At 56.5% G+C, this 15,588-nt stretch carries 14 protein-coding genes; 8 read left to right on the forward strand and 6 right to left on the reverse strand.

The window, feature by feature from the left end; translation table 11 throughout:
• Positions 1 to 100 precede the first annotated feature (100 nt).
• A complete protein-coding gene (locus EPN96_08000; protein TAL16793.1) occupies positions 101 to 1,282 on the reverse strand; it encodes a hypothetical protein in 1,182 nt (393 codons plus the stop codon).
• On the reverse strand, positions 1,269 to 1,667 hold the full coding sequence (locus EPN96_08005; protein TAL16794.1) for a CrcB family protein: 399 nt from the start codon (positions 1,665 to 1,667) through the stop codon (positions 1,269 to 1,271). The genes EPN96_08000 and EPN96_08005 overlap by 14 nt, the downstream gene beginning before the upstream one ends.
• A gap of 505 nt (positions 1,668 to 2,172) precedes the next feature.
• On the opposite strand from EPN96_08005, the gene EPN96_08010 reads away from it, so the two are divergent.
• Positions 2,173 to 3,066, forward strand: a complete 894-nt coding sequence (locus tag EPN96_08010; protein TAL16795.1) for a hypothetical protein — start codon at positions 2,173 to 2,175, stop codon at positions 3,064 to 3,066.
• 993 nt (positions 3,067 to 4,059) lie between these two features.
• Here the strand turns inward: EPN96_08010 and EPN96_08015 are convergent.
• Positions 4,060 to 5,148: a DUF4238 domain-containing protein gene (locus EPN96_08015; protein TAL16796.1), complete on the reverse strand. Its 1,089-nt coding sequence runs from the start codon at positions 5,146 to 5,148 to the stop codon at positions 4,060 to 4,062.
• Between the two features lie 232 nt (positions 5,149 to 5,380).
• Positions 5,381 to 7,069 (reverse strand): hypothetical protein, encoded by a 1,689-nt coding sequence (locus tag EPN96_08020; protein ID TAL16797.1) that lies wholly within the window; start codon positions 7,067 to 7,069, stop codon positions 5,381 to 5,383.
• Positions 7,070 to 7,784: 715 nt separating this feature from the next.
• On the opposite strand from EPN96_08020, the gene EPN96_08025 reads away from it, so the two are divergent.
• From EPN96_08025 to EPN96_08055, 7 genes are all read left to right on the forward strand, one after another.
• Positions 7,785 to 8,141: a DUF3795 domain-containing protein gene (locus EPN96_08025; GenBank protein TAL16806.1), complete on the forward strand. Its 357-nt coding sequence runs from the start codon at positions 7,785 to 7,787 to the stop codon at positions 8,139 to 8,141.
• Between the two features lie 590 nt (positions 8,142 to 8,731).
• A complete protein-coding gene (locus tag EPN96_08030; GenBank protein TAL16798.1) occupies positions 8,732 to 9,871 on the forward strand; it encodes a 3-deoxy-7-phosphoheptulonate synthase in 1,140 nt (379 codons plus the stop codon).
• Between the two features lie 144 nt (positions 9,872 to 10,015).
• Positions 10,016 to 10,567, forward strand: coding sequence for a methyl-accepting chemotaxis protein (locus EPN96_08035; GenBank protein TAL16799.1), 552 nt, complete (start codon positions 10,016 to 10,018; stop codon positions 10,565 to 10,567).
• Entirely contained in the window at positions 10,539 to 12,071 is a 1,533-nt protein-coding gene (locus EPN96_08040) for a hypothetical protein (protein TAL16800.1), read from the forward strand. Before EPN96_08035 ends, EPN96_08040 begins: the two co-directional genes overlap by 29 nt.
• Positions 12,072 to 12,620 (forward strand): TlpA family protein disulfide reductase, encoded by a 549-nt coding sequence (locus EPN96_08045; GenBank protein ID TAL16801.1) that lies wholly within the window; start codon positions 12,072 to 12,074, stop codon positions 12,618 to 12,620.
• Between the two features lie 2 nt (positions 12,621 to 12,622).
• Positions 12,623 to 13,150, forward strand: a complete 528-nt coding sequence (locus tag EPN96_08050; GenBank protein ID TAL16802.1) for a TlpA family protein disulfide reductase — start codon at positions 12,623 to 12,625, stop codon at positions 13,148 to 13,150.
• A 174-nt stretch (positions 13,151 to 13,324) separates the two neighbouring features.
• Positions 13,325 to 13,687, forward strand: a complete 363-nt coding sequence (locus EPN96_08055; GenBank protein TAL16803.1) for a PilZ domain-containing protein — start codon at positions 13,325 to 13,327, stop codon at positions 13,685 to 13,687.
• Between the two features lie 42 nt (positions 13,688 to 13,729).
• Here the strand turns inward: EPN96_08055 and selD are convergent, their stop codons facing one another.
• Together selD and yedF are read right to left on the reverse strand one after the other, a co-directional pair.
• On the reverse strand, positions 13,730 to 14,710 hold the full coding sequence (gene selD, locus EPN96_08060; GenBank protein TAL16804.1) for a selenide, water dikinase SelD: 981 nt from the start codon (positions 14,708 to 14,710) through the stop codon (positions 13,730 to 13,732).
• Between the two features lie 63 nt (positions 14,711 to 14,773).
• Complete coding sequence (gene yedF / locus EPN96_08065; protein ID TAL16805.1) at positions 14,774 to 15,361, reverse strand: sulfurtransferase-like selenium metabolism protein YedF; 588 nt, start codon at positions 15,359 to 15,361, stop codon at positions 14,774 to 14,776.
• Between the last annotated feature and the right edge of the window lie 227 nt (positions 15,362 to 15,588).

The raw sequence follows: 15,588 nt of genomic DNA on the forward strand, positions 1-15,588 counted from the left end.
GTATTTTACTACGTTCAAAATAGCCGATAAGTTACCGGTGAATTCCAATAAAAAAGGGCTCCCCCGGGGGAAGCCCTTTTTATGGTTTTCGGTAACGCTATCAGTCGTGGACTTTCTCCCTGCCCTTCCAAGAAGAGAGCTGTTCCTTGGCCTTGTCTATGCTCCAGGTCGTATGGCAGATGACGCAGGCTTTGGTGTAGTCCTTGTCGTAACAGGTCTTCTTGTGGACAAGGAAGTAGGAGATCGAGTGGACGTTGTCATCCGCGTCGTCCTCGGTGACCACGCTGACCTTCTTGTGGCAGTCGAGGCAGTCGAATTTGGTCTCCTTGGCGTGGTTCGTGTGCTCGTAAAACTTGTCGCCGAACTTGTGGCAGCCCATGCAGTACTCCGTCTGGGATTTGGTCTTCGCCTTGGCCTTTCCGGAATCGTCGTTTCCGTAGAGGCCGCAGACCTCGCACTCGGCGACCTCCGTGCCCGCGTTGCCCCACCACTGGCGGAACTGGCGCAGGAGGGAGTCGGAGATGGGCTCCCCCGGTTCGAGTTTGGCGGGAATGTAGTAGTCGGCAAGGTTTCGCCCCGGATAGTAGCCGATCGGAAACTGGAATTCGCCGGAAGGGTCCTTGCCGCGAACGTGGCAGGAGGCGCAGATCATCTCCATCTCGACTCCGCCGAGCTTGGAGGGGTTGACTATCTGCCCCTTTCCCTCGGTTTCGGCGTGACCCTTGCCGGGTCCGTGGCACGATTCGCAGCCTATCTTATGCTCGACGAAAGAGCCGTCCTTCGGGTCGTAGCGCGTTACGTGGCAGCCGATGCAGAATTTGGAGTAGGGCATCTTCTTCCAGCCCCAGACGTTGTAAGGCTCCCAACGGCGGCTTGAGATCGACCACGATTTCGGCAGTATGTAGAAATCGTTGTCGATTTTCTTCATATAGCGCTGGTTCCAGTGGGCGCCGATGGTGAACTCAACCTCTTCTTTTTTGAAACCGAGCCCCTCCACCGAAAAGTCGCCGAGAATGGCCGAGGGCTCCGCCTTCGCGTCCCTGACGGCGGTGGAATGGAAGGTCTTTTTCCACCCGTCGTACTTGTCCTGGTGGCAGACCTTGCAGCCCTCCGCACCTACGTAGGCGTCGAGAGAAGGAACGGTCCTGAGCTCTTCGGCCATCGCGGACAGGGGTAAAAGCAAAAGTGAAAGCAGCGCTAAAAACTTGATCTTCAATTCCGGTTCCTCAAAAAAACCTGAGCCGGCTCGCCGGCTGCCGTGAAAAAGTTTAACCAGAGACATGCCCGGCCACACAAGGGCGATGCCGCGTGTATTCGAGGCAAGGAGATACGCAAGGCAGGCTCCGGTATGGTCCCTCGCGGAGAAGTTGCAGCGTCTCTAGCCCGAATGAACTGAATGTCGCGTAAGAGCCAAGGATCCCGATGAAGACGAAAGAGCGGGCCGCGGGAGACCATCCGCTTCTTTCGCTCAGTCCCCAAAGAAGGCCAATCAAAAGGCATCCGGTGAGAGTGATCGTCAGGGCTTTCCAAGGATAACCGCCGCGAACCCCGGACGCAATAGAACCGCCCGATATATACCGGGCAAAAGCGCTTGTTGTTGCGCCTGAAATGACCGCGATTAATTTCATCAGCGAAAGCCGCTTTTTCATGGGGGCGGCAACCCTCATAAAGACCAGGGGATTATGACAAATACCGGACGATTTTGAAATAGCCTTTTGTGGCGGATTTCGTCACCCCCGGAGGCCCCCAGAGGAGGGCCACGGTCCTTGAAAGAGTCTGATTTTGGTTTATACAGTCTTTATAATAACTTTCACAAGCCCGGGCATGTATCGGGTGCGCCTTGTCCGGAGGTCTCCACAGGCGATTGTGGAAAACCTGCCGAAAACTTTCAGGGCGCGGCAGCGGATATGGAAAAACAGGAGAATACCGGGCAGTGCACACAAAATGTGCAATAAAATAATCCAGTAATTACGGCAACTTGTAATTAGCGCTCGTTTTTCTCTAAAGTTTTCAAACCGAGTTTTAATGTATCAACAGGTTTTCAACACCGCCCCTTTGAAACGGCGGAAAATCCGGTTTTTTATCGTTTCTTCTCGTCCTGATAAGAGCTAACATTCACTTTCGCGGCAGAAATTTTGTCGTGTTTAAATTTTCTGGTTACCGGAGGCTTTGATGGAATTAGATATGCTTGGAAGGGTTGGAGCCGAGTTCGCCGCGCTTGCGCCCGTTGATCTGCTCACGGTGTTCACCCTTGCGATGGTCGAAGGCATTTTGTCGGTAGACAACGCCCTCGTGCTCGCGATCCTGGTCCGCGAGCTCCCCTGCCACCAGCAGAAGAAGGCTCTTTTGTACGGCATTGTAGGGGCGTTCGTCTTTCGCGCTCTTGCCGTCGTCTTCGCCGCCTACCTTATGGACCTGTGGATTTTCAAACTGCTCGGAGGGGGATATCTGCTCTACCTCTCAATGCGTCACATGTTCTTCGTCTCGATGGAGGACGCCTATCACGGCCCTCCGAAGGCGCAGGCAGGCTTCTGGCGCACAGTGATTGCGGTTGAGCTTACCGATATCGCTTTTTCCATCGACTCGATAACGGCTGCGGTGGGAATGACCGACAAGCTCATAATCGTCTGGGCCGGAGGGATTCTGGGGATAATCTGTTTGCGTTTCGCGGCGAACATGTTCATCACGCTGCTCGAAAAGCTTCCCAAGATGGAGGACCTTGCCTACCAGATAGTATTTTTCGTCGGCATAAAGCTGACCCTCGAGACCTTCAAGATAGAGATAGGCAAAGAGACATTCTGGATGGTGATGGGGATAATCGCTGTACTCGGCGCATCTCTGGTCTACAAGGACTGGCTGGAGCGGCGGACCCACCAGAGCCTGGAGGGGAGGCTTATCGAGGGTTTGCGGGACGGGACCACCACGGTTGCCGAACTCACCTGCCAGCCGGTAATCCCCTCCGGCGTACTTCGCTGGCTCGTCGAAAAAGGCTACCTGCTTTTGCCCTGTAAGGAGGTAAAACAGGAAGCTGCGAAGCAACCGGAGCCCGCCGCGCCGGAAGGATAAAGGGGCCGGGAGGATTTGAACAACGCAGAGGCCGCGCCGAAGGGTGCGGCCTTTTTTTGTCTTGTCCCCGCTGCAAAAAAGGCCAGGGAGCGGCTGCCTTAGTGTGTAAGGGTTAGGACAGGTGAAACGGGGAAATCCGCGATAGGGTAACTTTCCGGTTCGATATGGTGAAAAAGGGGAATCGCTGAAACCTTCCCCTTTTTTATGGGAAATGTAGGTCGCGCTTGAGGAACGAAAGCCGACAAAACCTCAAATTATTTTTGAGTGCTTATGTAGGATGGGCTTTAGCCCATCGGGCTACAACTTGCGAGGCTCTGCCTCGCGCTCCTAGCCACCTTTTGAATGAGCAAAAGGTGGCCCAAAACTCAGCCCGGACTCGTCGCTCGCTCTTGCGAGCGACCACTTCATTCCGGCTGGGCCGTACGGGGCACCCACTACGCTTCGCTCCGTTAAGACCCCGCGCCGGCCCGACGCCTCCACTCGTTGCGCCGCGTACGGGCCCCGGGGAGGACGAAATGAAGGCTCGTCCAAAAACGAATTAACGAAATGTTTTTGGACTCGAAGGTAGTTCGTTTACACGTATCCAATGTAGGGTGCGTTAGGCGTTAGCCGTAACGCACCAAGAGAAATATGACGGGGTGTGGTGCGTTACGCCTGCGGCTAACGCACGTATTCTTGGAGATAGTTGTAAACAAATTACCTTCGAGCAAATGAGCAAAAACAACCTTGCTCATTTGCGAGCCTTCTTTTCGTTCCCCACGCCCTCCGGCGCCAGCGAGTGAGGGAGCGAGGGTGTTCCGAGCGCGCCATGAGCCCGTGGCGATTTGCGCGCTCGCCGAGCGACGAACGAGCGCCTTGGCGCAAAGGGGGCGCGCCTTTCTTCTCCCCCATCTTCTTTTGGCGCTAAAAGAAGATGGGGTCCGGGCGCGGGGCGGATAGCCCCGCAAGTATAGAATTAATTAAATATTTTAAGTTGACGGGCCGAAACCATGGCTACCTTCTAATCTTTTCAAGTCGCTCGTTCAAGAGATCCCGGAGCGTATTTTCGGACAATTCATTAACTTCCGTAGCATCCATTAAAAGGCTCATTTGCCCGATAAAATTAGAAAGTGGCAAGTGTTTTCTATCGGATGCAAATATGCACTCAGTGGACATCTTAGCCGATAACTCATTTATCTCCTGCGTTGAAAAGCTGTGCTTTGCATTGGTATCGCCCCGTTCAGCAATCAAGACGCAGCTATCTGATATCGGTAAGTAGATTTCAGACCAATCTTTTTCTCTAGCCCTCGATACGCCAAACACTTTTCCATCGGCATCAGAACAAAAAATACAAGAATCGCCAAGTATAAAGCTGTTTGAAGCATCTCTTTGAATGCGCAACCGTGATGGGACAAAGTTGTCTGGATGTGTTTTGCCCGAATTAATCATTTCTCGCACAGCGCCATTCATGGATTGGCTTATACTATCCTTAAGTTGCTCAGGCATACGATCACAAACACCAGCCCAATGTTGTCCCATGACAGGGATCGCATGATCCCTTAAAAATGCTATCATTTTTGTTTTGGTCTCTGGGTTCGATAGAAGAGCTTTTATCGTGCTATGATGCGTTTGAGGAAAATCTTTCAGATAAGAATCAAGGTTAGTTTCAAGCTCAAGGAGTAGAAGTCTCTCCATCAAAGCATTATTTGTTTGCCCGAACATGGTTTGACCCATGCTTTCCATGAAAAGGGAACCAGATACAACGCCCGCTTCGCGGAGCGATAAGGTCCGCCAATGCATGAGCCATAAGAAGGGTATAATACTGTCTAAATGATTATTTGGGTCGTCACCATGATGGAGAATAGCGTCGATGGCTAAACTGGCCCTGTTCTCCATATTCGACAAGAAGTTCTCGATATCGCCTTCCTTGCCGTAAAACCACGCAGATACTGCTACATTATTTATGTTTGGCTCAAAAGGCTCTTTTGATTTACTGAAGCACCAGACCAAACTGTTTTTTTTGCGAGTGCGTGATGCAAAACGCTTCAGAAGCATCTTTGGAATGTAGTGTTGTCGGCGGACCTCTTGTGGAGAAGTAGGCATTATACAACTCCTCTCAGAGTCTAGTGAATCGAGAGACCTGCGTATCTCAAAAATGAATGGATTTCCACTTGTTAAATTCGATGGTTCTTTTAAGAGGATGCACAAAAAAAACGTCGCGAGAAGCCACGGTTACAAGGAGCCGCGCAACGAGAGGGCGAGGCAGTAGCAGCGCTACGGCGAGCCCTTGAGTGAGCACGCGACGAAGTAAACGGGGCTCGCAGCACGTTTTAACTTATAAAGAGGCGTGTACCTGCTCGTAAGAAACCTTCCCCTCCAATGCTTTCATCATCCCGTCCTGTATCAGGAGCCTGAGCCCCGCCTTGCGGGCGACTTCTTCTACGGCGCTTGCGGGGGGCGGGTCCATGATGATTTTCTGGAGGGTTTTGCCCGCCGGGAAGAACTCGAAGATGCCGAGGTTGCCGACCCTGCCGGTCTTGCCGCAGTTTTTGCAGCCCGGCGCGCGGTGGAGGAGCGGGTCTTCGATGCCGGTGAGCTTTTCGAGTTCGTTCCGAATCTGCTCGACAGGTTCGTAGTGTTTGGCGCAGGCAGGGCAGAGCATTTCGACGAGCCTCTGGCCGACGACGCCGACGAGCGCCGAGGCCAGTATCGCCGGGGATACGCCGGAGTTGGCCATCTTGACGACGAAGCCGAGGGCGCTTTTCTCCTTTACCCTCGCGAGAACCAGCGTCCCCCCGAGGGCGGCGTGAACGGCGGAGCGCATCGCCATGTGCGTGGATACGTCGTCTATGAGGAGATAGTCGGAATCCTGGCTGAGGAGGATGCGCAGCCCTTCTCCCTGCTCGACGTTTGGAGAGAGGTCGGGGTCGACCTGGAGTACGCCGGGCAGCCTGGCCTTCGAGTCGCGCTCGTAGGATATCGCGATCGAATCGGGCTTCATCACCTCTTTTAGGGTCGCGTACATCGTGGTGGTGACGCCGTTCAGGGAGGGGGCGACGTAGAGTATCAGCCCGTGCTTGCGGGCGATCGTTTTTTTGTAGTTGGCCAGCATGTTTGGGTAAAAGCCGAGGTCGGCGAGGGTGAGAGTCTCGGCGTCCGGCTCCTTGACGCAGGAGAGGACGAGGTGCTCGCCCTCGTGGGTGGGGAGCCCCGAAATCGTGAAGCGGTAATGGTTCTGGTTTATTTTCGCGGTAAAAGCCCCCTCGAAGGGGGAGCCCTCGGCGGAGTAGACCCCGGCGCGGACCTTGAGGATGGAGATTACGTTGAGCATCGGGTGGCGGGCGGAGCGGTAGGTCTTCTCGATGACGCCGCCGACCCTCGCGCTTATCTCTATCTTGCTCGGCTTCTTTAAAAAGTGCAGGTGGGAGAGCTTTTCGAGCGCCATCGTCGCGAGAATTCTTCTGGCGGTCTCCGAATTGGGGGTCGAGGCCGCCTGGGTGAGGATATCCTCGACCCTCGGCTGGAACTCCTCGCCGTCGGTGAGAAGATCCATCCCCTCGCGGAGCGCCTCCCCCTCGTCGTCGCTCTCTTCCTCGACTTTTTCGCCCAGAAAGCGGATGAGCGCGTCCCTTATGTTGTAGACCGAGGCGACAACGGGAGAGATGCGCTTTCCCGTCATGAAGCGAAGCTCGTCGATGAGCTTGAAGTTCCTCGGATCGGCCATCGCGACCGTGAGGGCCTTTTCGGTAAGCTCCACCGGGACTACAAGATTCTTCTTCATGTACCAGTTGGGGATGAGGGAGAGCGCCTCGGGAGAGGGCTGGTAATTGTGCAGATTTAGAGAAGGGGTGGCGAACTGCCGGGAGAGGATGTATTCAAGATCGTCGGCGCTGACCATGCCCCGTTTGATGATGATGTCGCCAAGCTTGTCGCCGGTTCTTCGCTGCTCGGCCATAGCGTCTTCAAGCTGGTTTTTCGAGATCAACTGGTAATCGAGTAGCATCTCGCCAATGCGCTTGCCCATCTGTCCTCCCTGACCTGCGGTCTTTACGGTCAAATCTCCCGTATTGTTAACCGAATTTGTAAAAAACACAATATTTGGCTGTTAAAGGCTATTGCGATGCGCGACGCCAAAACACGCCTTTCAAATTCATTTGGCATCCCACCCTCCCGGAAGTATATTCAAAGGGTTTTGAAAGTGCGCCCTGGATTTTGGGGCGATTTTATTCGGAGTTGCGGGAATGGGTACGCAAAATCTAAGGATTATCGAGCAGTTGGCCGCGATGGAGTTTGCCGTCGGCAGGCTTTACAGGACGTACGCGGAGAAGTTTCCCGAAGAGCGCTCCCTCTGGGAGGGGCTGGCCGAGGAGGAGGAGCAGCACCATCAGTGGGCGAATACCCTCCTCGAATCGGCAAAGGTCGGGAAGGTAAAGGTCAGGGAGGACGCAGGCGTCAGCGCGCAGATGATCGCTCAGGCGATAAGGGAGGTCGAAGGCCACACGTCGGAGGCCAAAGCCGGCTCCGTATCCCTTCGCGGCGCCCTGATGATCGCCTACTCGCTGGAAACTTCGCTGATCGACGGCAAGGCGTTTTCCCTGCTGGAAAGCCCTTCTTTCGGCAAGAACCTTTCGGTCTGCGAGGAACTGGCGAGCGCCACCTCAACCCACGCCCTGCGGCTAAAGATGCGCATCGAGGACGAATTCGGCTCCCTGGAATCCGCGCCGCCGTTTTATGACGTTCTGGCTCAGGACAAAAAGCCGAAGGAAGAGTACGTTGTCGCCTTCTGCGGCCTTCTTTGCTCCCTTTGCCGCAAGTACAAGGATAAGAAATGCCCCGGCTGCGCCGAAAACGAAAAGGCGAGTTGGTGCAAGGTGCGCCTGTGCTGCCTCGGCAACGGCTACAAGACCTGCGCCGAGTGCGAAAAATTCGCCGATCCCAGGGAGTGCCGGGATTTTGACAACTTCATCGCCCGCGCCTTCGGGATGCTCTTTAATTCCGACCGCGCCGAGTGCATAAGGCAGATAAAGAGGATAGGGCTGAAGGAGCACGCGAAGAAGTTGACCGAATCGGGGAATATGACGATTCCGCGCCGTTAGCGGACGCCTCATTCCTCTTGTCCGGCTTCCTCTTTCGTCCTCCCCGTGGCCCGTAGGTGACGCAGGGAGCTTAAGGCGGAAAGGGCGGCGGGGGGGTCTTAGCGAGCGTAGCGAACGGGTGCCCCCTCACGCCCCCGCCGCAGCGACCGGTCGCTCGAAGAGCGAGCGGCTCCTTCCGGGCCGAGTTTTGCCCCACTTTTTCGACAAAAAGTGGGGCGCGGGTGCGGGGTGCGCCAAGCCCCGCAAATTGTAAAAGTGCGAAGCACACAAAAGTCACTGGTTTCCCGCCTTCGCGGGAATGACGGGGTTAAGGGTCGAGCCCCGCCCTACACACTTTTGTAAATCTTGTAATGATGAATCGAAGGGTATATATTTCACCAACGATGAAAACTTATTCCCGCTTTTATTTTTCCGGCTGGTTCTTTTTTGGGGGCTTCTTTACGAAGTCTGCCCGGCCGGCGGAGGTTTGAGCGGGAAAAACCGATAACAAACCACAAAACAACGGCCACGGGCGGACGCGAAAGCAAAAGCCGGTGGCCGTTTTTTATTTTGCCGGTTTTGTTTGCGCGCCCCCCAAAAAAGGAGAAAAGATGATAGTAATACTCAAAAACCAGCTCAAAAAGGGGTCGCCGGAATTAAAGCAGCTTGAAGGGGTCGCCGCCCGCTACCCCGGACTCACCCTCAGCACCCACAACGTCAAGGGCGCGATAGAGACCATAAGCGAGGTCTACGTCTTCGGGCCGACCTTGCAGGTGCCCACCGCTCCCTTCGAGGAACTTCCCTTCGTCCAGAAGGTGGTGAGGGTGAGCTCGAAGTACAGGATTATCGGGAGCCACGAGGGGCAGGTGGACGCGGTGGGATTCGAGTACAAGGGCCTTAAGTTCCATCAGGATTCCTTCCACGTTTTCGCGGGCCTTTGCGCCGTCGATACCCGTCAGCACGTCGAGATGATGATGAAGGCGCTCCGGGACGCGGGTCTCGATACTACCCGCATGGGCGCCTACAAGCCCCGGACTTCGCCCTACGAGTTCCAGGGCCACGGCAAGGAGTGCCTCCCCTACGTCTTCGAGCTCGCCGGTAAATACAAGATAAAGGCGATAGCGATGGAGGTCACCCACGAATCCCAGCTGGAGGAGATAAGGGATGCTCTTCGCAGCGCGGGCGACCCTACCGGGGTCATCGTCCAGATAGGGACCAGAAACGCCCAGAACTTCGAGCTTTTAAAGCACGTCGGAAGGCAGACGGAGTTTCCCGTCCTCTTCAAGCGCGGGATGGGGATAACCCTGGAGGAATCCCTCAACGCCTGCGAGTACATCGCCAGCAACGGCAATTCCCGCATCATCTTCTGCCTGCGCGGGATGAAGACGAACCTGGGCGACCCGCACCGGAACCTCGTCGATTTCGCCCACGTCCCCGTGGTGAAAAGGCTGACCCGCCTGCCGGTCTGCATCGACCCTTCCCACTCGGTGGGCAAGAAGGTTCTGGCTCCCGACGGACTGCTGGACATCCAGCACGCGGGGGCGCAGGGCATAATCGCCGGGGCCAACATGCTCATCGTCGATTTCCATCCCCGCCCCGAGGCCGCCCTCTGTGACGGCCCTCAGGCGCTTCTCCTGAAAGAGCTGGAGTTCTTCCTTGAGGACGTGAACATCTGCCGCGACGCCTACGAAAAGCGCAAGACGGCCGCCTCCCGCTTCGCCCGGTCTTCGGGCAAGTGCGAGTGCAAGTAAGAATCAAAGCAGCGAAAAGGCCGGGGCAAAGGCTGCCCCGGCTTCTTTTCGCCGTTTCCGGCAAAAATAATGGGGGGTGGGAAGTCCGCGCGTGCGGTAGTATAAGGGGAACGTAAATTTCACTCCGTCTTTTTGGAGGATGAAATGTTTTCCATCGTGCGCCGCAAGCTGCTCATCGAAAAAGAATTCCAGATCAAGTTCATATTAAAAGTTCTGGCGGTTATAGTCGTCGGAACCGCCCTCACCGGAATTTTTCTCTACAAATTCGGAAATTACCAGTTCGACAGGACCTACTACCTCGCCCACCAGGATGTGCGCGAGAGCTGGGAGGTCTTCTGGGAGGCGGTTCTCGGCGCTTCGCTCGCCTCGATGGCCCTCGTCACGGCCCCTATAATCTTTTTCACCCTTTACGAGAGCCACCGGATAGTCGGCCCCCTTTACCGGGTGCGCGTCAACCTCGACAAGATCAGCGGCGGAGACCTCACGCTCGAAACGAAGCTCCGCAAGGACGACGAGTTTCTGGTCTTTAACGACGTAATGAACAACCTCACCCATTCCCTCCGGGACAAGGTGGCCGGGATACGGGAGGCGAAGGAGGCGCTCGGGAAGGAGCTGGAGGAGGGTGAAACCGACAGGGCCCGCCTCCGGGAACGTCTGAACGCCCTCGATGAGAAGATCTCCGCCTTCCGCATCTGAAATGCGCACAGTCGTTCTCGCCCTCGCGGCCCTCATCCTTCTTTGCTCCCCGGCGCTCGCCAAGGACCCGCACGAGCGGCTTCGCGACCCGGAGTACTGCAAGGAATGCCACGTAACAAAGGAGGGGAGCGGCGCGCCCGCAAAACCTGTCTCCCTGAACGCCGACGTGATAAGTCTCTGCCTCAAATGTCACGACCGGAAGATGGTCTTCGGAACCCATCCCGTCGAGATACGCCCCGAGATGAAGCTCCCGGAGGGAATCCACCTCTCGGAAGAGGGGGCGATGACCTGCGCCACCTGCCACGATCCCCACATGGAAAGCGAAAGCGAGACGCCCTACGTCGCCGAGCCTTTTTTTCTTCGGCTCAGGAACTTTTTCACCGCCGGGGAAAAGCACCGGACCTACTTTTTGCGCCTTCCCAACGACGAAGGGCAGCTTTGCAAGCTCTGCCACGACATGAAAACCCTCGGCTCGCGCTCCCCCCTCTGGGAGGTGCTGCGTTTCGAGGAATTCATCGGCTCGAAGAGCTGCGAGGGTTGTCACGCGGATATCTACGGCGAGTGGAAAAAGACCCCCCATGCGCGGATGGTGAGGGACGCGCGCGAAGAGCCTTCGGCGGTCGCCGGCGACTTCTCCAAAAATCCCCCCCTCCCGCTGAAGGAGGTTTCTCTGGTCCTCGGAAGCCATTGGAAGCAGCAGTACGTCGAAGAAACGGACGGGGAGCTTTACGTCAAGGGCAAGGGGTGGAACATGAAGGCGGGGGGGTGGGAGACGATGGCCTGGGAGGACAAGCCCTGGAGCCTCTCCTGTCAGGGTTGCCACACCACCGGCTTCGTTATGGAGGAAAAGCCGAAGTACGTTGAAGCGGGGATAGGTTGCGAGGCTTGCCACGGCCCCGGCAGGAGCCACGCCGGGAGCGGCGGAAGCTCCCCGATAGTGAACCCCGCCCGCCTCACCGCTGAGCGCAGGGAGATGATATGCCAGGCGTGCCACACCACCGGCCACGACGTGAGCGGCCAGTTCCAGTTTCCCCTCGGCTATCTTCCGGGGCAGGATCTCTCCTTCTACTTCAAGGGGCTGATGCCCAAATCCGGCCAGTCCGACGACACCTTTTACGGCGACGGCAGCTATGAAGACCGCCGGAGACAGTACGAGTGGTGGAAGACCACGGTGCTGGAGGCGAGGGGAGTGGCGTGCAGCGCCTGCAACGATTTTCGGTCGAGGGGGAAAAAAGAGGTAAAGCCCCTGATGTCCATCCCCGAGTACTGCCAGAGCTGCCACAGGGATTTTCCCGGCAAGACCGCCGTGCACAAAAAGCACCGGATGGCGTCCACCGGTTGCACCTCCTGCCACATGGCGAGGGTGGCGAAATCCACCGGAGGGTACTCCGTTCACGACCATAAGTTCCTCTTTTTGACCCCGCCGGGAAGTAAGATAGAAAAACCGTCGGAAACCTGCGATAATTGCCACAAGGTCTCGCCCGCTACTTCGGGCGTGCGATAGATGGAGGGAAAAATGAAAAAGAATTTCCGCTTCGCGCTGGTGCTGCTCTTCCTGACCCTCTTGCTCCCGTCCGCCTCTCTTGCCCTCTGCATCGGGACCGGGCAGCAGATGCCCGAATTCTGGGCTTACGACCTCGAAGGCAAAAAGGTCAGCATCAACGACTACAGGGGCAAGGTGGTCATGCTCGCATTCTGGGCCTCCTGGTGCCCGAGGTGCATGGACGAGCTTGCCTACCTGCAGAAGAACTTCGCCGGGGCCAACGGGGATCTGGTCGTTCTGGCCGTGAACCAGGAGACCAAGATGCTTTCCCCCCAGCACGTCGAAAAGCTGAAGGTGGAAGTCAAGCAGATGGGGCTGACCTTCCCCATCATCCTCGACAAGGATTTCGACGCCTACAAAAAGCTCTGCATAGCCGCCCTGCCGACCAGCATAGTCATCGACCGGGACGGAAAGGTTATTTACGCCGCGACCACCTATTACACCGATACGGCGAATTCCCTGAAAGAGACCCTGAAGTCGCTCGGAATCTCCACCGATCAGGGCAAATAAGGATGACGATGAGCCCAAGGGCGTCTTTTCGCCTCGCTGCTGCGGTCTTTTTGGCCGCCTGCCTACTCTTGTCGGGGTTTCCCGCCCGGGCAGCCGACTATCCCAAAACCCTCCCGGAGATACGGCTCAGCGACTGGGACGGGAAGGAATACGTAATCACAAGAAACGGTGACGGGGGAAACGTCCTCATATTTTTCTGGTCGGTCTTTTGCCCGAACTGCAAGGAAGTGATGCCGAAGCTTGCGAAATACGCCTCCTCGGAGGCGTCGCGGGGAACGAAGTTCTACGCGGTAAACGTTGACGGCGAAAATTTCAAGAACGCTGTAAAGGCTTTTCTCGACGATGTCAGGCCCGGGTACACCGTGGTCCTCGACCGCTTCGAGAAGGGGGCGATGGTAGCGGCGGATCCGCTTAACGTCGCGAAAACCCCGACGCTCTATCTTGTGACCTCAACCGGCAAGGTTATACTGCGACAGGAGATATCTATAGACCTCGACCGTTTTGAGAAGGCGAATTCGGCAAAAAAATAAGTTAATTTTTTCTCAAATACGGTCGATAAGTTAATCAAGAGGAAACGTCAGGCGAAATCGAATTTTCGGCAGTTACTCGATGTAAAAGACTTAACCTCGCCCGGCGCGGTTGAAAATCTGCTCAATGTGTGGAATAGTTATAGAGTGGGTTTACAGCAGGCACCGGACGGAAACATGGAAGACACAGCCGTGAAAAGAAGATTTCAAAGAATCAAGACTCAGGCGAGGGTCAGAATGTCGGCGCCGATAACCGGCGGCGTGCCGGACAGCGCGGAGGTTCGCGAACTCGGCCTCGGAGGTTGCCTCGTCTCCACCCCGATGAAGATAGGGGTCGGAAGAATGGTGATGCTCTACCTCGACCTCGAAGGGGATGAAGTGAGCGCGGTGGCCAAGATTCTCTACGAATACACCAACGAAGAAGGCTCCTTTAACTGCGGAGCGGAATTTCTCGATGTCGAGGAGGCCGATTTCGCCAGACTCTCGATCTACATCAACGACCGCATCTCCGACTATTCCAGGGAAAGATACACCTGCTGACGACAAACTTCGTCTTTTCTCGGGTTTACTTCGTCAGGCTTCCTACTCGATCCGCAATAATCCCTCGCCCGCCATTACCCTTCCTATAACCGCGCTCTCGGGAAATTCTCCGCCGATCTCTTCCAGAACCCTTTTCGCGCCCTCTTCGGGTATCGCTATAAGAAGACCGCCGGAGGTCTGCGGGTCGCAGGCGAAAAGGCTGGTCTCGGCGGAGTCGCACCTTTCGTTGACGATCTTTTTGGCGTAGGAAGAGAGGTTCGCGTAAGCCCCGGCGGGCACGAGCCCCGCCTGCCAGGCCTCTTTCGCGCCCGGCAGCATGGGAACTTTCTCCCAGTTTATGAGGATGTCTACGGAACTCTCTCGGCAGATGCCGAGGGCATGGCCCGCGAGGCCGAAACCCGTCACGTCGGTGGCGGCGGTCGCGCCGTGGCGCGCCATCGACTCGGAGGGGAGGCGGTTCAGCCGCGCCATCGAGAGCGCCATCTTTTCGGCGTGTTCGGGCTTCGCGAGACCTCCCTTTACGGCGGTGGCGACCATCCCCGCGCCGAGCGGCTTGGTCAGAACGAGAAGGTCGCCGGGTCTTGCGCCCCGGTTGGTGAAGAGTTTCTCGGGGTTTATCGTGCCGGTGACGGAGAGGCCGAAGAAGAGCTCCCGGCTCTCCACGGTGTGGCCGCCGACGAGGGCGGCCCCGGCTTCGAGAATTTTTTCCAGCGCTCCCGCCAGAATCGCCGAGATATCCTCTTTTTCCACGTCGCAGGCGGGAAAACACAGGATGTTCATCGCCGTGAGCGGTTTTCCGCCCATCGCGTAGACATCGGAAAGGGAGTTGGCGGCGGCTATCTTACCGAAGAGAAAAGGGTCGTCCACCACGGGGGAAATGAAGTCGAGAGTCTGCACGAGGGCGGTCTTTTCGTCCAGAAGGTAGACCCCGGCGTCGTCGCCGGTGGAAAGCCCCACCAGCACCCTTTCATTCGCCGGGACTTTAAGCCCCGAAAGAACTCCGGCCAGAACCTCCGGCCCGATTTTCGCTCCTCAGCCCGAGGCGCGAGAGAGAGAAGTAAGTCTTTTCTTCTCCATTTTTCCCTTTCAGGAGATGGTGGTAACCCGGTAGCCGCCGGTCATGGTTTCGATGGTGTCGAAGATGTTGGTCACCTTCCCCGTCTTCAGAGCTTCTTTTTTGCCGAAGAAATCGAGGCAGGTGCCGCAACTCAGTATCTCGACCCCCAGTTTCTCAAGGGCACAAAGCTCTTCGAGAACCGGCGAGCCTTCCGTGGTAAGCCGGACCGAGGAATTAAGGAAGATCAGCTTCGCCGGGAGTACTGTGGCCTTGGGCAGCGCCCCGAAAAAAGCGCGCATGAGTATAGCGCCCAGCTCCGGGTTTTCCCCGAGGGTGTCGGACAAAAAGAGAATCGCGCTTTTCGCCGGCTCCATCGTCGCGGGCTGTTCCGGGGTTTCGCAGGTCAAACCCTTTACGATGGTGATCTCGTAAGCCTCCCCGTGTTCCTTCGCGTTCACGTAGCAGCCGAGGTTCGCCGCGAAGCGCGAGACGTTTTCCTTCGCGGCGAGGTCATCCACCAGCACCGTGAAAACCCCCATCCCCGCGCTCTCCAGCAGTTCCTTCGTCTTTATTACCGGCTCCGGGCAGGGGAGCCCCCTCAGGTCCAGGATTCCCATGAATTTTTCTCCGGGTTTGTTGTACCTTCTTTTTATACCACAAAAGCCCTCGGAATGCAGGGTGCCGTTAGCCGCAAAAGCGGCGTAACGCACCACCCCGCCTTCCCCGTCATTCTCGCGCGAAGCGCTAATGGGATGGTCGCCCCTTTCCTGAACGGCATCTAAGTGCCAAAGTGGTAGATGTGCATCAACCACTTGAAAGAGAAAGGGGCGACCGGGATGAAGGT

Source organism: bacterium, from assembly GCA_004322275.1.
Classification (GTDB): Bacteria; Desulfobacterota; Deferrisomatia; order Deferrisomatales; family BM512; genus SCTA01.